Consider the following 19,982-nt stretch of genomic DNA (forward strand, 5'->3'; position numbering starts at 1 on the left):
TTCTCAACAAGAGTAGAAAAACTGTCTTTGCACCTTGCTTTTATATATAATATAGGTATGGAATTGACCCCACCTTATGGCATCAAATCCATGTGCGCTTGCGGAACAACCAATAGAAAATTCCAGTGACAACGAGCGAAGCTAACACCACTATGGGGAAGCCCCATGCCCAAAGCTCCATGCCGTTGATGAGGTTCATACCAAACAAACTGGCGATAAGCGTAGGGAACATCAAGATAATGCTGACGCTGGTCATCTGCTTCATCACGTCCGACATATTATTGTTAATAATGTTGGCGTAAGTATCCATCGTCGAATCAAGAATGTTTGAGTAGATATTGGTGGTTTCCCGTGCCTGATTCATCTCAATGTTGACATCCTCGATGAGGTCGGCGTCCAACTCATCTACAGGGAGCTTGAACTTCAGTTTACTCAGCAGTGTTTCGTTACCACGAATGGAGGTGATGAAGTAGGTCAAACTATCTTGTAGACGGCTCAAACCAATGAGGTCCTCATTGTCGATGCTATGATCGAGGTTGCGCTTGGCGTCTTCAATCAGCACGTTGATTTGTTTCAGGCGTTTCAGATACCACACCGCACTGGAAAGGAACAGTCGGAATACGAGATCGACGGAGTCGGTAAAGCCACTATTGCGTTTTTGCTGATAGCTGACGAAATCAATCATCATATTGGTTTCGTAGTTACACACCGTCACGCAAATGCCTTTGTTGATAATGATACCAAGCGGAATTGTGGTGTGCGGCGTACGGCTTCGCACTTCCTTCACATAAGGGATACGAAGGATAATCAGTGTCCAACCCTCGTCATATTCGTAGCGAGAGCGCTCATCCTTATCTCGGATGTCGTCAAGAAAGTAAGTAGGGATTTCAAGTTCGTTGAAGAGAAAATCTTCATCATCGGGAGAGGGACACGTCACTTGTGTCCAGCAGTTTGGTTCCCATTTCTCAATCGTGCGCAGGCCTTGATTGATATTCCAGAATGTTCGCATTAGGCTTTCCTCCAAGTTTGTTACGACGGGGAAACACCTTAGAGCGAATCCCTGTCTTGTCAATCGTTATTTTCCGCGTGATAATCGTCCATTTGTGGTCGGTAGAGAAGCGATGCAAGCTCCAAAATTGATATTTCTTTCTGCTTTTTAGAGGCCATTATAGAAACATCGGAGCTGGGCACAAGCGCCACAGAGCATTGTCTTCGTCTGTAATTTGATTTTAGTGCCACAAAAGTAATACTTACGGATTGAAATAGCAAACGAAAGGCTGGAAAACCGCTATTTCTCTGAGCTGCATCAACTTTTCTTTTATCTCCACTTACCACCCTTTATCTTTACAATCTACTTTTCTCAGATAGAATCGAAAAAATTAAAGAGTTCTTCAAAAACAGCTGGGTAGCCACAAAAAAGAGTATTTGTCGAAAACTTTACCTCCAATTTTCAGAGGGAAAAGCGGGAAATGCACCTATTTCCTACAAATTTAGTGCTCAACACGTGCCAAAAGGCCTCTTTTTTCCTTATTCTGTCAGCCAGCACAATAAGGGTGTCAGCTGATAGCCTTATTGCGTTTCCAAATTCCCTTATTGTATCTATTGAAAGCCTTATCAGACAGGTCAGATCTATAGGACACTCCAAACGATTCCCTTACTTCAAGTTGCATTTCGAGCGATTCTCGGAATCATAAAACACGAAGATTCTTGACGAAAACTTTCAAAAACACGAACATATTATCGCTACTTCCGAAACAGGTAAAGACATTGCTAATGGAGAATGCTCCTATTGGGCAAAAAACTGTCCGCAACACATATTACTATGAGTTGCAGACAGAGAGGGAGGAGATGTTTATATCTTTTTAGCAAGTAGAGATTATTTGTATCTCAACCATTTTATCATCTCTTTGAGAGAGGGTTTCTTACCATACATCAAGATGCCAACACGATAAATCTTGGCGCCCACCCATACCATGCCGATGGCTGAAGCATAGAGAATCACGATGCTGAGAGCTTCCTGCCAAAGAGGAACACCGAAGGGGATGCGCACCATCATAACGATGGGAGATGTCAGCGGAAAGATACTTGCCCAGAAAGCTAAGGGACCGTCCGTATTGTTAACGCTATACATGGCGGCATAAAGTCCGAAAACCATGATAAGCGTGACGGGCAGCACGAACTGGCTACTATCTTCTTGCTCATTAACGCTTGCACCTACAGCAGCAAAGAAACTTGCATAGAGCAGGTAGCCTCCGATGAAGTAGAGCACGAACATCAACATCAGTTCCAGATAAGGCAGATTCTTCAAGGCGGAGAGAATCTCAACAGTATCGCCCGACACTTCGCTCATAGGCATCTGCGATGCTGCTCCCATCATTGGCTGAGTCGCAGCTGCCGACTGCGTGACTTCAGGACCAAAGATAGCTGTGGCTACAGTGAGGATAATCGTGAACAAAATACCCCAAATGATGAGTTGAACAAAGCCAACGAGGGCTATACCTATGATTTTTCCCATCATGAGCTGGAATGGTTTGACGCTGCTCACCATGAGTTCTACAATGCGATTGGTTTTTTCTTCGATCACACTTTGCATCACCATACCGCCATAAGCCATGACAAACATATAGATGAGGAAAGTGAAGATGAAACCTGCTCCGATAGCTATTTCAGTATTGGAGGAGGTAGCTTGTCCCTCTTTGTCCCACTTCACTGTGGAAATACTAATATCTCGATCTATGTCGTCGATGATTTTGTCCAATTCTGGCACACCAGAGGCGGCAAGTTTGTCCTTGCGCACTTGCTCATTGATTTGCGACTCTACATAGGAGAGCAGCCCTCCCGAAACTTCTTTCCGACTGAAAATGGTGATAGCGTTCGGGTTCTTACTCAGATCGGCCGTTATGTTCACAACGGCTTCAAAAGAAGAGCTGTCGGACTTCATATCGGGAAGGACTTTGGGCATCAACACAAAATGGAACGTTTGCGTGTCCTTCAGCACGGGGAAATAGTGGCCCGTATTGTCGACAACGGCAATGTTGGACTGCTCATCGTTCTCGATAGTGGAAAGCCACAACGGCACCATAACGAGTGCGGCCAGAATAAACGGCATCAAAATCGTGAGTACGATGAAACTCTTCTTCTTTACGCGCTTCAGAAATTCGCGCTGGATGATAATCAGAATTTTATTCATGATGATGCTTGCTTATTTATTTTCAATTTGTTGATCAGCCCAAGTGGCGTCTTGGCCTACTACGTTGAGGAACACATCGTTCATCGTGGGCATTTGCTCGGCAAAACTGCGGATTTCAACTTGGCGCGCCAAAGCTTCCACCAGTTGGTTGTTGTCCACAGCTTCTGCTTTGCGCAGCGAATAGCGATGAACGCCGGAAATGCTTCTGTTGCCGATGATGCTAAACACGCCGTCGACAGGTTGGAGAGATGCGCTGGTGGTCACGAGGTCGTAAAGCCCAGTGCGGAACTGACTCTTCACTTCTTGCACATTGCCTTTGAGCACCACCTGGGAGTGGTTGATGAGCGCGATGGTGTCGCAGATTTCTTCCACACTACTCATATTGTGAGTGGAGAAGATAATGGTGTGGCCCTTCTCCTTGAGTTCGAGGATTTCCTGCTTAAGCTGCTCGGCATTGACGGGGTCGAAACCAGAAAAAGGCTCGTCGAAAATGAGCAAATCGGGTTCGTGGAGCACCGTGATAATGAACTGCACTTTCTGAGCCATACCCTTGGAGAGTTCCTCTAATTTCTTGTTCCACCAAGGCATGATGTCGAACTTCTCAAACCAGGTGCGGAGGCGCATCTCGGCTTCGCTGCGCGAGAGGCCTTTGAGCTGTGCCAAATAAATAGCTTGTTCGCCCACTTTCATTTTCTTGTAGAGTCCGCGCTCCTCTGGCAGATAACCTATGCGCTGCACGTCGGTGGGCTCTTGCAGTCGGCCATCAAAAAAGACTTCTCCCTGATCGGGAGCTGTTATGCGGTTGAGGATGCGGATAAGGGTGGTCTTTCCCGCACCATTCGGACCTAAGAGTCCGAAGATTTGGCCGCGAGGTACTTCCACACTCACATCGTTGAGTGCCGTATGTTTGGCAAAACGCTTCACGATGTGACGGGCTTCCAAAAAGTTTTCCATAAATAAATGAATGCTTATATATTGTTATTGTATAGGCGTACCCTTGTAGAAATCAAGGATGATGTTGCGAAACACGTATTCGTACTGAGCATTGATGCGGTTGGTCTGTGCGTTGGCATACTTTGTCTTTTGCTCGTTATATTCTGTGGCATTGGCCTTCCCGTATTCAAACTTTTTTGTCATCATCACGAAACTCTCGTGAGCCACTTCTTCTGCGCTGCGCGAAGCTTCGTATTTCTTCTGTGCTGCAACGGCGTTGTACCAAGCTGTTTGTATCTCTTTGTACAATTCCTTCTGCACCTGATCGAACTGCACACGCTGTCCCTCGTAGTTGATCTTAGCCATGCGGATATTATTGCGAGTTTGGAAGTGGTCGAAGATAGGAATGTTTAAAGATATACCTATACTCTTGTTGAAGTTGTCTTTGAACTGACGCCCAAAAGCGGGATTTGTGCCTCCATTGACATGGTAATAAGAAGTACCTATACCGCCGTTGAGAGAAAGAGTTGGCCAATAGCCTGCACGGGCTATATCGATGCTTTTCTGCGCGCTTTCGATACGCAACTTCTGTGCGCGGATGGCGGGTTTACTCATGACGGCTTCTTCAAATATCGCCTCGGGATTTCCACCTACTGGCTGTGGTTGCATCATTGCGGGCGCGATGACGTCGAGAGAGTCGGGCGTGCTCATCTCTATGAGTTGACTCAAATCGAGCAGTGCCAATTTGTAGTTATTCTCATTCTGAACCAGAGCGAGTTCGTCCTGCGCCACAGTGTTCTTGGCTTCGTTCACCTCCAGTCCGCTTGCTTTTTGTGCTTCATACACTCTCTGAATGCGGCTGTACTGAAAGCGGCTGAGCGAGAGTTGTTCTTTTGCCACACTGATCATTTCTTTCTGATAGAGTGCCTGCAAATAGGCTTGGACAATCTGCACACTCAAATCCTCACGCACTTTCTCTAAGTCGGCCGTAGCAGCTTGGAGATTGAGTTCGGCTTGCTTCTTCTGGTTGGGAAGACGAAAACCTGTAAAGAGTGGCAGAGAAGCACTTACGCTTACGCCTGTGCTGGCCGTGTTGCGGCTCACATAGGTGTTTTGTGCCGTCAGACCGCGCCCGAAACTAAAGCTCTGATTTGCGCCGCCGCTCACTTCGGGCAATCGAGCATTCTTGGCCGTCGAGAGGTTCACTTCTTCCTGCTGCCGTTGTAGCGCACTCTGTTTCACCTGCACGTTGCGATTGAGCGCATAATCTATACACTCACGCAGCGTCATAGGTTTCTGAGCAACTGCCGTTAGGGACAGCAAACTCAGTATGGATAGGATGGTTCGTTTCATTAGTCTTGGATTTTAAGCATGAGCTTCAACTTATGAACTATACTTTATTTTTCGTCAGTTCCTTTACTGGCTTGGATGGATTCTTGCGCTTTCTGATTGCCACGCACTTTCTCTCCTTTCTTCAAACCGGAAAGAATCTGGATATACATACCATCACTCACACCAGTCTTTACCTCTCGTTTAGCAAACGTTTGCGGTGTGGCTGCCGTAAGCACCTGCACATAGGCGCGTCCGTTCTCATAAGTCACTGCACCTTCAGGAACAGAGAGCACATTGGTCAGACGATCCAGCACAATCTCGGCATTAGCGCTGTAGCCTGAACGAATGTTGACTCCGTGGGGCATCTTCACCGCTGCCTTGATTTCAAACTTGTTGGCGCTGGATGTAGTGGCTGCTTCCACCTTCGGAGAGATGTATTCCAAAGTGGCCGTAAATGATTGGTCTTGCAGAGCGCCCACTGTAATCTTCATAGGCATTCCCGTGTGAACGCGCCCCACCTCGGTCTCGTCTATCTGACCTTTGAAAATAAGGTCGCCCATGTTGGCAACAGTGGCAATCGTCGTACCATCATTGAAGGAGTTCGACATAATTACGCTGGTTCCGACTTTCACAGGAATGTCGAGAATCAGACCGTTCACAGTGGAGCGGATGAGCGTGGTGCTCATCTGTGCTTGAGAGCGGGACACGCCGTTCTTTGCAATCTCGTAGTTGTCGTTGGCTGCTAACAATTCCTCCTTGGCTTGTCGGTAGGTCTGGCGTACTTTGTCGTATTCATCGGCCGATACCAACTGCTCATCATAAAGTTTCTTTTCACGCTGATAGTCTACCTTTGCTTGTTCCAGATTAACTGTAGCTAAACGCACTCGGCTTTCGGCAGAAGCGAGCGACTGCATATCGGGGATTACCTTTACTTTAGCGATGATTTCGCCTGCTTTCACTTCTTCGCCTGCCTGCTTGCAAAGCTCATAGATAACGCCCGAAATTTGCGGTTTAACAAGGACTTCGTCGCGCGGCTCTATATCACCGGTGAGCACACTGGTTTTCTCGAGTGTTCGCTCCTGCACATCGTAAGTTTCATACTCTATGACTTCAGGCTTCGACTTCTGATAGAGGAATACGAACGTTCCGATGAACAATACCACTGCTACAACCAAGAGCAGGATTTTAAAGAACTTCTTCATAATATCTTTTGTTTGTTATTTACTGTATTAAAATGATGGATTTGTATCATTCGTCCGTCAGAGCCTCAATGGGCTTGATGGCTAAAGCACGCAAACTGGGAGCTACACCGGCCAGAGTGCCGAGCATCATTAAGACGCCAAAGGCAGACAAGGCCATACCAAATGATAACTGAAACTTAGCTTCGACGCCCGTACTGGCAGCAATGCCCATCTCCACTCCTTGCAAAATCAGAACGGAGATAACGATTCCCGAAAGGCCTGCCAGCAGGGTGAGCACCATGCTCTCGGCCATTATCTGCCAGAGAATGTTGGAGGGGCGGGCACCAATGGCGCGACGAATACCTATTTCAGTGGTGCGCTCCTTCACAGTGACCATCATAATATTGGAAACTCCAATTGTACCTGAGATAAGCGTACCGATACCAATGAGCCAAACGAGGAAACGAATGCCAGCGAAGAGATTGTCAATGACTTGGAACAACTTCTCTAAGTTGATAGAGAAAAGCGCTTGATCGTCATCGGGTGCAATAAGGTGTTCTTCTTTTATCACTGTATTCACCGCTTCTTCAATCTCTGTAACGGTGTGTCCAGGAGCTGCGGTGTAGACTAACATATCGGCGCGGTCGCCTTTCTGGTAGATTTTCTGCGCCGTAGTAAAGGGAAGCATAATGGTTTGCTGCGAATTACCACCGCCCGTACCAACGTTCGACTTCATATTACTCACGCCCACCACTTCATAATAGATAGAATCCATCTCAATAAACTTCCCGCAGGGGTTGGGCGTATCGGGAAACAGTTCCTCGCGTACGCGCATACCAATGACACAAACCTTTCGCCCCTGATCACAATCCGTCTGATTGATAAAGCGCCCATATATTATATGAGGATTCTCCATAGCAGCATATTCAGGGTTCACGCCCTTCACTGTTCCATATGTAGTTTTATCCTTGTAACGAGGTGTTGGATTCTCTCCCAATATCACTGGTTCACAGAGGCCTATTCCCTTCACTCTATGTTTGAGCATTTGGGCATCAGCAGCACGCAAATTCCACTGACGTCCGCTCTGCAAACCTTTATAAGTCTTCGTTGTCTGCCTAGGAATGAGAAAGCAAGAATTTTGTGCAATTCCTTCAAAGTTTTTCGCCATCAAACTTTCCAGTCCCTGGCCTCCACCCATCAGCAGCGAAAACATAAACAGTCCCCAGAATATACCAAAAGCCGTCAGGAAACTTCGCGACTTATTGCGCATCAACGTTTCGAACGTCTCCGACCATTTGTCTAAATCGAATATTCTCATAATTTTAATGTGCATTAAGTGCTTCAATCGGTTTCACTCTCACAGCTTTCCACGCAGGAAAGAAACCTGCCACCAATCCAGCAACAATCAACACGAACAAAGCCTCTATTGCCACAGTCATATTGACCGTTGGATTGAGAAAAGTGTACATAGTTTGGTCGGCAACAGTCATCGTTTCCTGTCCTGCCGTAGCGTTGAGATATTCCGTCATCAGAATTCCGCACACAAGGCCTATATAGCCCGAGATAGCTGTGATGATAACACTTTCGAGCAAGACGCTGCGCAGAATGCTCCACGAACGTGCCCCCAGCGCTTTGCGAATGCCGAATTCATGGGTGCGCTCTTTCACTGTGATAAGCATAATATTAGAAATGCCCACTACTCCGCTGAGCAAGGTCAAGAGACCGATGACCCAAAGGGCGGTGTTGAGATACCCCATAGCTTTGTCGGTTTCTTCTGCTCCAACAGCCGTATTAAACATCCATATTGCTCCTTCATCAGTGGGAGAAAATGAGTGAATCCCTGCTTCTGCCTTTTTGAAATCGCGTTGGAAAATACTGTCGCTGGCTGCATCGGAGATATTGCGCGTTTGGAGCGTCAACTGATCCACCTTTTGCCCAGTCTTATAGATGAGTTGCAACGTTGTGAAAGGGATGTGTCCTTCCATTCCTCCGAAGCGGCCTTCATCGCTAAAGATGCCTACTACAGCATATACGTTACCGTCCACGCGCAACGACTTTCCGATGGCGTCGGAAACAATCGGGAAAAACTGCTTTGCCGTTTTCTCGCTCAGCACAATAACCTTGCGGCGCTCTTCCATATCTTTGTTGTTGATATAACGCCCATAAATCATTTTGAGTTTATTGATATGCTCATTGGCAGGATAATAGCCTCCGAGCGAAGCTGAGAAAGAGCGGTCGCCATAACTCATCGTTCCACCGCTGAGCGAAATCTGTCCAGCGGCTTCCCTCACACGGTCGCTGAATTGTCCGCTGGCCATACGGATGTCGCGGTTGTCGAGTTGAATTTCTCTACCCTTTTCCCAACCACCATACGCTTCGTCTGTTATTCCAGGATACACCTTCACAACATCCATAGCCATTCCGCCTTGATTGGCTTTGAAAGCATTGATAAGTCCGTTGCCCGAACCCAGCAGCGTGATGAGCAGGAAGATTCCTACACTGACGGAGAGTCCCGTCAGGGCTGTACGCAACTTATTAAGCTTCAGATGCGTCCATATTTCTCCTAAATCGTCAAACACAATCGTTTTGTTTTTAGATGAATACTTCCTTATTTCAGATAGGGCTGACCTTCCATTCTCTCGTTCTCTTCAATCTTTCCGATAATGCCGTCCTTGATATGAATCACCTTATGCGTGCGATAGGCCACTCCGCTTTCGTGGGTCACCACCACGATGGTCATGCCCTCTTTCTCATTGAGGTCGCGCAGCAGCTGCATCACTTCCTCGCTCGTCTTTGAGTCGAGTGCGCCGGTGGGCTCATCGGCCAGAATTATCTGGGGATGAGTGATGATGGCGCGGGCAATGGCCACACGCTGCTTCTGACCGCCGGAGAGTTCGCTGGGCAAATGGTGCGCCCACTCCTTCAAGCCCAGACGCTCGAGGTATTCCAGTGCCAGCGCATTGCGCTTGCGACGACTCACACCTTGATAGTAGAGCGGAAGAGCCACATTCTCCATAGCATTCTTAAAGGGAATGAGATTGAACGATTGGAAGATAAAACCAATCATGCGGTTGCGATAATCGGCAGCCTTCGTCTCGCTGAGGTTTTTCATCAACACGCCGTTGAGCAGGTATTCTCCTTCGTCGTAGTTGTCGAGGATTCCCAAGATATTGAGCAAGGTAGATTTGCCGCTACCACTGGCTCCCATGATGGACACGAACTCTCCTTTCTTTATGTCAAGAGAGATACCTTTCAACACGTGAAGGGGCTGTGCACCTTGATAGGTCTTATGGATTCCGTCAAGGTGTATCATCGTAGTTTGTTCCATTCTGTTTGAATTTGATTAAACTCTATTCCGAGCAACTTCATTTGTCGGAACACTTCGGGTAAGGTTTCGTCCATGAATTGCTTGCGGTTGGATTCGCGGATATGCTCTATCGCGTCGGGCGACACGAAATAGCCCATACCGCGCTTATTATATATTACGCCTTGGTTAGACAAATAATCGTAAGCCTTAACGGCGGTGTTGATATTCACCTCCAAGAGCGCGCTATATTCGCGAACGCTGGGAATACGCTCGTTGGAAGAAAACTTTCCAGCAAGGATCTCTTCGGATATTCGCTCAGCTATCTGCAAATATATGGGATTTGCGTCTTTGAAATTCATAAAACAATCATTTTTTCCTACATTTTTTAGCTCAGGGCGTGGCTCTCAAGGAGCAGCACTACTGGCAAAAATTTAGAAGTAGCGATACTGAATGACCTGCTTGCGGCAGAAAAGCCAGTAGCTAAGGGAGAAGAACACCGCTGCACTGAGGGCTTGCAAACCCAGAACAACAAGAGCTACATATTGATACGAGATGTGTCTCGGTATATACAGCCAAAAATAAGGACTCACCAAAGAGAAGGCTACAACCACTACTCCTACAATAAATTGAATGATGAAGCCCAACAAAATAATCTTCATAAAGGGATGCTTATTGAAGAGCGCACTGGCAAACATATTTAAGGCTATCCCGTTGAGAATAGAGAGAAAAATATACAACGTTGGAACTATGCTCGGAAAAGTATAGCCTCCTTCATCGAAATTCATTTGAATAAATGTCAGTGTCAAAGAGGTCCAGTTCAAGAGCAAGCTGGGATAATCTTTTCCTAACATCCAACCCAAGAGTAGCCACAGACCGTCGGTGATAAGATACAGAATAATAGCAAAAAAGATATACCCAAATGTCAGAATAATAAAGCGAGAGACAAAACGCTCGGCATTGGTTGCTGGCAGCATACCTGCAGCTATACGCCCACCCCGTGTTGTCTGGTCGGCACACAATCCAGCACACACATAGGAGAGACCGGAAAGTGTGATATAATAAATAAAGATATTCAAGGAGGCTGCCAGTGCCGCAGGATTATCAGAGGAGGATACTACACCACGACCAAACCAAACTACAAACATATAGAGGGAGAAGAGCACACCAAGGGTGATCATATATCCTTTTTTGTTCTGACCAAGATCGCGCTTGATAAGCAGGCCGAGGCGCTGAAAACTGAATGATTGCATATTTGTATTGTTTAAGTTGAAAAGTTTGTTTTTGACTATGTAGGATCTGCTGCCGATTCTTTCAGGCGCGCAAATGCTTCAACAAGTCTTTTTAAGCATAAAGGCATTGAAAAGTAGTTCCAGATTGATGGGCGTATCCTTTGTTCCATCGTTCGGAACTACCACAGCCACGCCTTGCAACGAGGGCTGAGCATAGAGAGCATCGTCTACGGAGGCACCCATCGGGCGGAACTCGAAAGCCAACTGTTGCGTAATCTCAGCCACGGAGGCATTGAGGAAAACTTGCGAATTGTCCATGATAATGATATGGTCGAGTAGCGAATCGATGTCGCGCACTTGATGAGTGGAAATCACTATCGTTTGCTCCTCACTCATGTTGGAGGAAACCACCTTGCGGAAAATGCTTTTCGAGGGAATATCTAAACCGTTAGTAGGCTCATCCATCAGAATGAGACGCACCTGCGTGGCGAGCGCAAAACTCATAAAGGCTTTTTTGCGCTGCCCCATGGAGAGCTGGTCGAGGCGCAAATCATCGGTGAGTTCAAAATCGGACAAACATTGCTGCAACACCTCTTGAGAGAAGCGCGGATAGAAGGGAACGTTCAGTTTGACATAGTCGCGAAGGCATACAGCAGGCAACTCCACTTCTTCGGGTACGAGAAATATCTCGCCAATAATCTGGGGCTGATGCGCACGAGGGTTGCCGCCCATCACCTCAACCGTGCCGCCTTGCGGCTGCAACAAACCACACATTATATATAATAGTGTGCTCTTTCCCGTACCGTTCTTTCCGAGCAGACCATAAATGCAGCCTGGCTTTAGTGAGATGGAGAAATCCGTAAACACTGGGCGATACTTCCTCCCATAACTAAACTGAAGATTCTCTATATTTACCATAGTAGTTTGAGTATAATAGTGTACTACTTTAATATTACACTGCAAAACTAAATACTTGTTTTGAACTCTGCAACTATTTAGAGATATTTTTTTCAAAAAACTTTTTGCGGCACAACTGAGATGGTCTTCAACCGCGCAAAGAAAAGGGCCGCTTTCCTTGATTTTGTCTAAAAACTTCTGAATCTACGCGGCCGAGAATCGCTTGAAATTCAACTCAGAATAGAGATGCACGCAAAGAAGCATGGCAGATCCATTCACCCAATAAGGTTGCCGACAAATACAATAAGGCTGTCATCGAACATCCTTATTGTGCAGGCTGACAGGATAAGGAAACCGACGATGAAGATTCTACCTTTTGCTCAACAAAAGCAACAATAAAGACCAACGCAATAAGGAAAACTGAAAATTCCAACGGAAAAATAAGAATTGAAAAGCTGAAAATTTTAGGCACATACCACTCCTTTTAGAAACAATCCCTCTTTTAACATTTAGAAGAGCAAGGCCGTATGTAAACAGAATAGGCAGTAAGCATAGCCATCTATATATACGCGCGCGTGAGAACTAAAGCAGGAAAACCACAGAAGAAAGAAAAAAATTAGGTCGCATACGATTTTTTTCGGCAGAATACTTGCACGGTTCAAAATAAGTATGTAATTTTGCACCAGTTTTAAAATTGTAACGATTACAAATAATAAATCATGTCAAATAAGCAAGAAACATACGACTACCTCCTCAAGCACGGCATCAAGCCCAGCATCCAGCGCTTGGCAGTGATGGGCTACTTGCTTGAACATCGTACGCATCCTGCTGTTGATGAGATTTACAACGCACTGAAAGCAGAAGTCCCCACCCTTTCTAAGACTACAGTTTACAACACACTGCGTCTGCTCGTGGACAACGGGGCTGCCATGATGCTCCACATTGATGAAACAAAATCTTACTTTGATAGTAACATGGAGCCTCATGCACATTTCTACTGCACACAGTGTGGGCGCATCTACGACATCCCAGCCACTACGCGACGGATGCGCAACAGCGCCGACCTCCCACAAGGTTTTTCGGTAGCAGAAACGGAGCTGACCTTCCGAGGTGTATGCCCCCACTGCGAAGAAACAAAAGCATAACATAACAATTTAAAGATTTACTACATTATGAAGAAAAAATTCGTTTGTACCGTTTGTGGCTATGTTCACGAAGGTAATGAAGCACCGGCAGAATGCCCCGTATGTCACGTTAAAGCTGACAAGTTCAAGGAAGTAAAGGAAGACGAACTGAACTTTGTTGTTGAGCACAAGATTGGTGTTGCAGCTGACTGCGACGAGGAGATGAAGAAAGACTTAAATGCTCATTGGATGGGTGAATGCAGTGAGGTAGGTATGTACCTTGCTATGAGCCGCCAGGCCGACCGTGAAGGCTATCCCGAAATTGCTGAAGCTTTCAAGCGCTACGCTTTTGAGGAGGCTGACCACGCTTCAAGATTCTGCGAACTGCTCGGCGACAATGTTTGGGATACTAAGACCAACCTTTACAAGCGTATGATAGCAGAGTCTGGCGCATGTGAAGATAAGAACCGCATTGCTAAGCGCGCTAAAGAACTCGGCTTAGATGCTATCCACGACACAGTTCATGAAATGGCACGCGACGAAGCTCGCCACGGACGCGGCTTCGCTGGTCTCTACAAGCGTTACTTCGATAAATAAATTCCATTTGAATTCCGACGACTGCCACCTGATGTCTCACAGGTGGCAGTTTTCTTTTTCTGCTTTCCAAACACAGAACCACTATCCTCTGCCGCGCAGTCGTCATATTTATTAGGAAGAAATATTCCCCATTATGGGGAGAAATCAATATCTTTGCGAAAAATTATTGTACAACTATGGCACAAGGAAAAGTTGACGCCCTGCTGGGCATTGTCTTTGGTGACGAAGGCAAAGGAAAAGTTGTAGACTACTTCACACCGAAGTATGACGTCGTTGCACGCTTTGCAGGAGGCCCTAACGCTGGTCACACCATCATCTTCGAAGGGAAAAAATTTGTTCTCCGTTCTATACCCTCAGGTATCTTTGATGAAAACAAGGTGAACATTATCGGCAACGGCTGCGTAATTGCTCCCGATCTCTTCATGGCCGAGGCAAACGAACTCGAAACAGCTGGATACTCGCTCACAAACCGTCTGCACATCAGCAAGCGCGCACATCTCATCCTGCCAACCCATCGCGTGCTCGACCGCGCTTATGAAGCGGCAAAAGGCGAAGCAAAAGTGGGAACAACGGGTAAGGGTATCGGCCCGACTTATTCAGATAAAGCTGCCCGTGTGGGACTTCGCGTTGGCGACATCCTCGACAATTTCCAAGAGAAATACGAAAAGCTGAAAGCACGCCATATCCAAATCCTCAACGACTTACACTTCACCGACTACGACATTACGGAAGAAGAGAAGCGCTGGATGGAAGGCGTGGAATACTTAAAGAAATTCCAACTCTCAGATACTGAAATCGAAATCAACCGCCTCTTGGAAGAGGGCAAAAACGTCTTGGCAGAAGGCGCACAAGGTTCGCTGCTCGACATAGACCACGGAACTTACCCCTTTGTTAGTTCGTCGTCAACCACAGCAGGTGGTGTTTGCTCGGGTCTGGGTGTTGCTCCTCGCCACATCCATCGCGTTTTCGGCATTTTCAAGGCCTACTCCACGCGCGTTGGCTCAGGTCCGTTCCCCGTTGAGCTCTTCGACAAAACTGGAGATACCATCCGCCACATTGGCAACGAGTACGGCGCAGTTACAGGCCGCAACCGCCGCTGCGGATGGGTTGACCTCGTGGCTCTGAAGTATGCCATCATGATCAACGGCGTGACAGATCTCGTTATGATGAAGGGAGATGTACTCGACAGTTTTGAAACCATCCGTGTGTGTACAGCTTACAAGAAGGGCAACGAACAAACTACCACGATGCCTTACGATACGGAAGGCTGGGAGGCAGTTTATGAAGATCTTCCTGGTTGGAAAACATCGCTTACCGAAATTCGCGACGAGCGCGACTTCCCTGCAGCTTTCCAGTCCTATATCGACTATTTGGAGCGCGAACTCAAAACGCGCATTTCTATTGTCAGCGTAGGCCCAGATCGAGAGGCTACAATCATCAGAAAGTAAAAAGCGACTCACTCCCCCATTGCGTTTCAACGCAAACGGGAAGTAAGCACCACTATAATAAGGACAGCCACAAGTTCACAAGAACCTTGTGGCTGTCCTGCCTTTCTGGTGGTCAATATCCCTTATCCGTACTTTTGTTGTCACACTGTTGTCACGGATATAATACTTACTCTTTCAAACAGTTAAGTCCTAATCGTGACGATGTGACGACGTGACAACAAAAAAATAACTTCTGGAGAGGAGAAAGTATGCTCCTATTTATACATTCTCTCGTAGTATTCCTGATAATCTTCCCCACTCACGTCTTCAATCCAATCATGGTGTTCGAGATTCCAGCGAATGGTTTTCTCTATGCCTACTTCAAAGGTCGTTTCGGGGAACCAACCTAAGTCGGCCTTTATTTTGCTGGGATCTATGCCATAGCGCTGGTCGTGGCCCAAGCGATCTTTCACAAAACTAATAAGGTCGTCGTTGATCCACTCAAGACCATCTTGACGCTTCAGCAGAACGTGGAACTGCGGGTTCTCTTCCATCAAGCGGCGAATAGTGCGGATGATGATTTTCACAATCTGGATATTCTGTCGCTCATTGTGACCACCTACGTTGTATATACTTCCGTCTTTGCCCTTCGTAACCACGAGGTCAATAGCCTTACAGTGGTCTTCCACATACAGCCAGTCGCGAACATTTGTTCCTTGCCCATAAACAGGAAGTTGCTTACCCTCAAGGATATTATTGATAATCAGCGGAATCAGCTTTTCGGGGAATTGATAAGGTCCATAATTATTGGAGCAACGCGTAATGCTAACGGGCATTTTGTAAGTGTCGTGGTAAGCACACACTACGAGGTCGGCACTTGTCTTTGAGGCACTGTAAGGGCTGTGCGGTTGCAGCGGAGTTTCTTCTGTGAAGAATCCCTCATCGCCCAGTGAGCCGTAGACCTCATCAGTAGAAACCTGATGAAAGCGAACACCAGACTGCCAAGTGGGATAGCCCTGCTTATCTTTTCCCGTCACCCACGCGCGGCGAGCACAATCGAGCAAATTCTGCGTTCCGAGAATATTGGTCTGAAGAAAGAGCTGCGGATTCTCAATAGAGCGATCCACATGGCTCTCTGCGGCAAAGTTTACCACCACATCAAAGCGATATTTCGTAAAGAGCTCATCCACCAACTGACGGTTGCCGATGTCGCCACGCACAAATTCGCACCTGTCGTGGTCGATATCCTCAGCAATTGTGCCGAGATAGCCCGCATAGGTCAGCAGGTCAAGAACAACCACACGAACATCCTCATATTTTTTGAGAATATACTTCAAATAGTTTGCGCCGATAAAGCCGGCAGCTCCTGTCACTAAATAAGTCTTCATAAAATCTTTTTTATTTATAGACAAAAGTAACATTGTAATATGACAACTACAACTATATTCGTTGAAAACAAACTTTTCTCACCAACTTATACCCGTTGAACGCTCATTTTGCAGGCGAAAGTCATACTTTTATCTCTCGAAAATATACTGCTCTGCCTCGTGGAGAATCTCACAAAAAGTCTTTATTTCTTTTTCCTTTCACGGCAAAAGCCTACCTTTGCGCCTGCTTCAGGATTCTATAGTGATCTGAACCCTTCTTGCTCTTTACTTTTACAAAGAGATTTATAGCAATAAATCGTATCTCAACTCCGCGCATCGCTGATATTAATTTGCGTGTGCTACACATACAAACAGATTTTAATACAAAGCGAAAAGAGGCCAAAATAATAAGAACAATTCACCTCCACATAAACAAAACGTTTCGCAACAAGAATTAATACATAAATGAAAGCCTACAAAAAGCCCCAGAACAGAGTGATAAACATAAGCACAAGAAGCACGTTCGCCGATTTCATTATATCCAGCCAAGAAAGTTACGAGCAATGGTCACGCCAGCAGGATACGCATGGCGAGATCCTTGAAGGAGAAACTGAAAGCTCCAACTTTCAGCCCTACACCTCGTGGGAAGGACTGGACTAACGGCTCATAGATATTTTCAACCTATTTCTATCAACAGCGGAAAGCTCCCGAAGAAGCTTTCCGCTGTTGGTATTTTCAGATGCAACACTTCTGCTCCACAACGCAAGAGGAGCTTTCCTTTATTGCTTATTTTGAATCGCATAAAGAAATATTGCACACAATAATGTAACTTTGCAAAAAATCAAGACTATTATGGGACTTATTCAATTCGACAAGCTGCCAGTCAACAACCTCGTAGGTGCCGACTGGAACACTTATAAGGAGATTCTTCAAGACCGTGAAATCGACAAGAACTATCGTGGGAAATATCGCCTCACTACTGCCGTTTGCCGATTGCTATCCACGCTTGCACCCATACAAGAAAGGCGTTACCAAAAACGTTTGGCCAACCAACCGCTGAAGCACGATCCCGTGTTCATTTTGGGGCATTGGCGGTCAGGAACGACCTTTGTCCACAATGTTTTGTCCTGCGATAAGCACTTTGGCTATAATACGACCTATCAAACGGTATTCCCCCACCTCATGATGTTTGGGCAACCATTCTTCAAGAAAAATATGTCGTGGCTCATGCCGAGCCATCGCCCAACGGACAACATGGACTTGGCTGTTGACCTGCCGCAGGAAGAGGAATTTGCTATGACAAATTCCATGCCCTACACCTATTATAATATGTGGTACTTGCCGAAGTACTGGCAGGAATATGCCGATAAGTATTTGCTCTTCAAGGACATCACGTCGGAAGAACTCAAACGCTTCGAGGAGGAGTTTATCAAAGTCATCAAGATAGCCCTTTGGAACACCAGCGGCACGCAGTTTCTCTCCAAGAACCCGCCCCACACGGGCCGTGTAAAGGAACTGGTCAAGATGTTCCCAAATGCCAAGTTTATCTACTTGATGCGAAATCCCTACACCGTATTTGAATCCACACGCTCTTTCTTCACCAACACCATCCAGCCTCTCAAGTTGCAAGACATCTCGGAGGAAGAAATCGTGAAGAATATCCTGACGACTTACACGAAGCTCTACGACAAATACCAAGCCGACAAAGTTTATATTCCGGAGGGAAATCTCATCGAAGTGAAGTTTGAAGACTTCGAACAAGACGCTCTTGCCATGACGGAGAATATTTACTCCTCTTTACAAATCCCAGGTTGGAACGAGGCACATACGGCCATCGAACAATACGTTAATGCAAAGAAGGGCTACAAGAAGAACAAATATGCTTACAAACCCGAGACCGTCCGCTTGGTCAATGAAAACTGGGGACACGCCATTGACGACTGGGACTATGAGCGACTCTAAGCCTCAGCTTCCCTCACAGAAGCTACAACGCAATTAGAAATAAAGATCATCATGAGAGTTCCGCCCTACAATATCTCCGTAGGGTGGAACTCTTGCTTTTATCAAATCAGTGGCAAAAACCGTATGCGCAATGACGCGACAATGCTAAGAAAACTGCCCTTTAATTTGACAACACGCTTTTTCGTTCCAGAAAAACACATCTTAAGATTCTTACGAAAAAACGTTGAGCCGTTCGAAAAAAGAAAGGAACAAACCATTTTTTCTCTTTGTTTTTTGCGAAAAAAGGTGGGAAAAGTGCTTTTTTCAGATAATTTCGGCCATCAACACGTGCCGATAATCCGTGTTTTTCCTTATTGTGTCAGTCTGCGCAATAAGGAAATTTTCAAACGCAATAAGGCTGTCAGCTGACAGCCTTATTGCATTCTCCAACAACCTTATAGAACAGGTCGAGCAGATTGGAGGAGTCTGAACACAAGTCTACTTCAATTTAATTTTGAAGCCACTCTCGGGAGTACAGACTGCGAACTATTTTTACAGAATATAAGGGCGTTAAATCCTCGAAGGATTTAACTGATTTCTTTTTCAATCCGATTGGTCAGCTCCACAAACTCGTCCACGCTCAACTGCTCCGGACGCTTCGTCAGCTCTGGGTGAGCCAAGAACTCCGTATGGTCGCGATTGGGTGAAGTTTGTGCAAAAAACGGTTTGAGCGACACGCGCAACATTTTGCGGCGTTGCTGGAACACGGCCTTTACTACTTTCTTGAGCAGCACCTCGTTGCAGCCGCATTCGTGTATATCGTTGCGCGTCATGCGTACCACCGCGCTGCGCACCTTTGGAGGAGGATTGAACACACCAGGCTCAACGGTGAAGAGGTACTCAATATCGTACCAACGCTGCAGCAACACGCTCAAAATGCCATAGGACTTTGTGCCGGGACGTGCCGCAATACGTTCGGCCATCTCTTTCTGAATCATTCCCGTGCAGCAGGGAATAAGCTCTTTGTAGTCGAGCATTTTGAAAAATATCTGACTGGAGATGTCGTAAGGATAATTGCCCGTGAGTACAAAAGGCTGACCATCGAACACACGATTGAGATCCATACGGAGAAAGTCCTCGCCCAGGATGTTATCCCGCAATTCGGGCCAACGTTCAAGTAGGTAAGCCACACTTTCGCGGTCGATCTCCACCACCTTCACCTCCCTGTCCTTGGGCAAGAGGTATTGTGTCAGCACGCCCATACCAGGGCCTACTTCAAGAACGGGCAACTGCGGGCAGGCATCTACGGTGTCGGCGATGCGCTCAGCCACATGGAGGTCGGTCAGAAAGTGCTGACCGAGATTTTTCTTAGGTCTTACTGATTTCAACATATCGGAATTGTTACCGGAAAGGAACCACGCGAACGTAGGTTACTCTGATTGTGCAAAAATTGAAGA

The 19,982-nt window shown here is 46.4% G+C and carries 17 protein-coding genes; 4 read left to right on the forward strand and 13 right to left on the reverse strand.

From position 1 onward, the window contains the following. Window positions 1-82: 82 nt before the first annotated feature. The 11 genes from ACO4R2_RS00455 to ACO4R2_RS00505 all read right to left on the reverse strand — a co-directional run bounded on the left by ACO4R2_RS00455 (window position 83) and on the right by ACO4R2_RS00505 (window position 12,090). Complete coding sequence (locus ACO4R2_RS00455; protein ID WP_484768761.1) at window positions 83-1,009, reverse strand: magnesium transporter CorA family protein; 927 nt, start codon at window positions 1,007-1,009, stop codon at window positions 83-85. A gap of 867 nt (window positions 1,010-1,876) precedes the next feature. Further along, entirely contained in the window at window positions 1,877-3,190 is a 1,314-nt protein-coding gene (locus ACO4R2_RS00460; RefSeq protein ID WP_484768762.1) for an ABC transporter permease, read from the reverse strand. A 12-nt stretch (window positions 3,191-3,202) separates the two neighbouring features. Then, window positions 3,203-4,144: an ABC transporter ATP-binding protein gene (locus ACO4R2_RS00465; protein WP_311490233.1), complete on the reverse strand. Its 942-nt coding sequence runs from the start codon at window positions 4,142-4,144 to the stop codon at window positions 3,203-3,205. Between the two features lie 24 nt (window positions 4,145-4,168). Beyond that, window positions 4,169-5,476: a TolC family protein gene (locus ACO4R2_RS00470; RefSeq protein ID WP_484768763.1), complete on the reverse strand. Its 1,308-nt coding sequence runs from the start codon at window positions 5,474-5,476 to the stop codon at window positions 4,169-4,171. 44 nt (window positions 5,477-5,520) lie between these two features. Next, on the reverse strand, window positions 5,521-6,657 hold the full coding sequence (locus ACO4R2_RS00475) for an efflux RND transporter periplasmic adaptor subunit (protein ID WP_311490235.1): 1,137 nt from the start codon (window positions 6,655-6,657) through the stop codon (window positions 5,521-5,523). Window positions 6,658-6,703: 46 nt separating this feature from the next. Further along, window positions 6,704-7,954, reverse strand: a complete 1,251-nt coding sequence (locus ACO4R2_RS00480) for an ABC transporter permease (RefSeq protein ID WP_484768764.1) — start codon at window positions 7,952-7,954, stop codon at window positions 6,704-6,706. A gap of 4 nt (window positions 7,955-7,958) precedes the next feature. Beyond that, the gene (locus tag ACO4R2_RS00485) at window positions 7,959-9,215 is read right to left on the reverse strand and encodes an ABC transporter permease (protein ID WP_484768765.1); all 1,257 of its coding nucleotides are present in this window, start codon (window positions 9,213-9,215) and stop codon (window positions 7,959-7,961) included. 29 nt (window positions 9,216-9,244) lie between these two features. Beyond that, on the reverse strand, window positions 9,245-9,949 hold the full coding sequence (locus tag ACO4R2_RS00490; RefSeq protein ID WP_484768848.1) for an ABC transporter ATP-binding protein: 705 nt from the start codon (window positions 9,947-9,949) through the stop codon (window positions 9,245-9,247). After that, on the reverse strand, window positions 9,946-10,302 hold the full coding sequence (locus tag ACO4R2_RS00495; RefSeq protein ID WP_009347314.1) for a GntR family transcriptional regulator: 357 nt from the start codon (window positions 10,300-10,302) through the stop codon (window positions 9,946-9,948). Before ACO4R2_RS00495 ends, ACO4R2_RS00490 begins: the two co-directional genes overlap by 4 nt. 72 nt (window positions 10,303-10,374) lie before the next feature. Next, window positions 10,375-11,193, reverse strand: coding sequence for a hypothetical protein (locus tag ACO4R2_RS00500; RefSeq protein ID WP_484768766.1), 819 nt, complete (start codon window positions 11,191-11,193; stop codon window positions 10,375-10,377). Between the two features lie 78 nt (window positions 11,194-11,271). Continuing rightward, window positions 11,272-12,090: an ABC transporter ATP-binding protein gene (locus ACO4R2_RS00505; RefSeq protein ID WP_484768767.1), complete on the reverse strand. Its 819-nt coding sequence runs from the start codon at window positions 12,088-12,090 to the stop codon at window positions 11,272-11,274. A 698-nt stretch (window positions 12,091-12,788) separates the two neighbouring features. Here ACO4R2_RS00505 and ACO4R2_RS00510 point away from each other — a divergent pair. The 3 genes from ACO4R2_RS00510 to ACO4R2_RS00520 all read left to right on the forward strand — a co-directional run bounded on the left by ACO4R2_RS00510 (window position 12,789) and on the right by ACO4R2_RS00520 (window position 15,238). Continuing rightward, a complete protein-coding gene (locus ACO4R2_RS00510; RefSeq protein ID WP_311491342.1) occupies window positions 12,789-13,214 on the forward strand; it encodes a Fur family transcriptional regulator in 426 nt (141 codons plus the stop codon). Window positions 13,215-13,241: 27 nt separating this feature from the next. Further along, window positions 13,242-13,790, forward strand: a complete 549-nt coding sequence (locus ACO4R2_RS00515; RefSeq protein ID WP_183693776.1) for an NADH peroxidase — start codon at window positions 13,242-13,244, stop codon at window positions 13,788-13,790. A 176-nt stretch (window positions 13,791-13,966) separates the two neighbouring features. After that, complete coding sequence (locus ACO4R2_RS00520; RefSeq protein WP_484768768.1) at window positions 13,967-15,238, forward strand: adenylosuccinate synthase; 1,272 nt, start codon at window positions 13,967-13,969, stop codon at window positions 15,236-15,238. A gap of 254 nt (window positions 15,239-15,492) precedes the next feature. On the opposite strand, the gene rfbB is transcribed toward ACO4R2_RS00520, so the two are convergent. Beyond that, window positions 15,493-16,605: a dTDP-glucose 4,6-dehydratase gene (gene rfbB / locus ACO4R2_RS00525; protein WP_484768769.1), complete on the reverse strand. Its 1,113-nt coding sequence runs from the start codon at window positions 16,603-16,605 to the stop codon at window positions 15,493-15,495. Window positions 16,606-17,436: 831 nt separating this feature from the next. On the opposite strand from rfbB, the gene ACO4R2_RS00530 reads away from it, so the two are divergent. Beyond that, window positions 17,437-18,546, forward strand: coding sequence for a cholesterol-responsive sulfotransferase (locus ACO4R2_RS00530; protein WP_484768770.1), 1,110 nt, complete (start codon window positions 17,437-17,439; stop codon window positions 18,544-18,546). Between the two features lie 566 nt (window positions 18,547-19,112). Here ACO4R2_RS00530 and rsmA read toward each other — a convergent pair. Then, entirely contained in the window at window positions 19,113-19,913 is an 801-nt protein-coding gene (gene rsmA, locus ACO4R2_RS00535) for a 16S rRNA (adenine(1518)-N(6)/adenine(1519)-N(6))-dimethyltransferase RsmA (RefSeq protein ID WP_484768849.1), read from the reverse strand. Window positions 19,914-19,982: the final 69 nt, after the last annotated feature.

The organism is Alloprevotella sp. (assembly GCF_057240785.1).

Bases quoted from the DNA above. Each gene is read 5' to 3' on its own strand.
- ACO4R2_RS00490 (WP_484768848.1), bottom strand. From the start codon at position 9,949: ATGATACACCTTGACGGAATCCATAAGACCTATCAAGGTGCACAGCCC.
- ACO4R2_RS00520 (WP_484768768.1), top strand. From the start codon at position 13,967: ATGGCACAAGGAAAAGTTGACGCCCTGCTGGGCATTGTCTTTGGTGAC.
- ACO4R2_RS00465 (WP_311490233.1), bottom strand. From the start codon at position 4,144: ATGGAAAACTTTTTGGAAGCCCGTCACATCGTGAAGCGTTTTGCCAAA.
- ACO4R2_RS00510 (WP_311491342.1), top strand. From the start codon at position 12,789: ATGTCAAATAAGCAAGAAACATACGACTACCTCCTCAAGCACGGCATC.
- ACO4R2_RS00515 (WP_183693776.1), top strand. From the start codon at position 13,242: ATGAAGAAAAAATTCGTTTGTACCGTTTGTGGCTATGTTCACGAAGGT.
- ACO4R2_RS00475 (WP_311490235.1), bottom strand. From the start codon at position 6,657: ATGAAGAAGTTCTTTAAAATCCTGCTCTTGGTTGTAGCAGTGGTATTG.
- ACO4R2_RS00470 (WP_484768763.1), bottom strand. From the start codon at position 5,476: ATGAAACGAACCATCCTATCCATACTGAGTTTGCTGTCCCTAACGGCA.
- ACO4R2_RS00480 (WP_484768764.1), bottom strand. From the start codon at position 7,954: ATGAGAATATTCGATTTAGACAAATGGTCGGAGACGTTCGAAACGTTG.
- ACO4R2_RS00530 (WP_484768770.1), top strand. From the start codon at position 17,437: ATGGGACTTATTCAATTCGACAAGCTGCCAGTCAACAACCTCGTAGGT.
- ACO4R2_RS00495 (WP_009347314.1), bottom strand. From the start codon at position 10,302: ATGAATTTCAAAGACGCAAATCCCATATATTTGCAGATAGCTGAGCGA.
- ACO4R2_RS00460 (WP_484768762.1), bottom strand. From the start codon at position 3,190: ATGAATAAAATTCTGATTATCATCCAGCGCGAATTTCTGAAGCGCGTA.
- ACO4R2_RS00500 (WP_484768766.1), bottom strand. From the start codon at position 11,193: ATGCAATCATTCAGTTTTCAGCGCCTCGGCCTGCTTATCAAGCGCGAT.
- ACO4R2_RS00455 (WP_484768761.1), bottom strand. From the start codon at position 1,009: ATGCGAACATTCTGGAATATCAATCAAGGCCTGCGCACGATTGAGAAA.
- ACO4R2_RS00505 (WP_484768767.1), bottom strand. From the start codon at position 12,090: ATGGTAAATATAGAGAATCTTCAGTTTAGTTATGGGAGGAAGTATCGC.
- rfbB (WP_484768769.1), bottom strand. From the start codon at position 16,605: ATGAAGACTTATTTAGTGACAGGAGCTGCCGGCTTTATCGGCGCAAAC.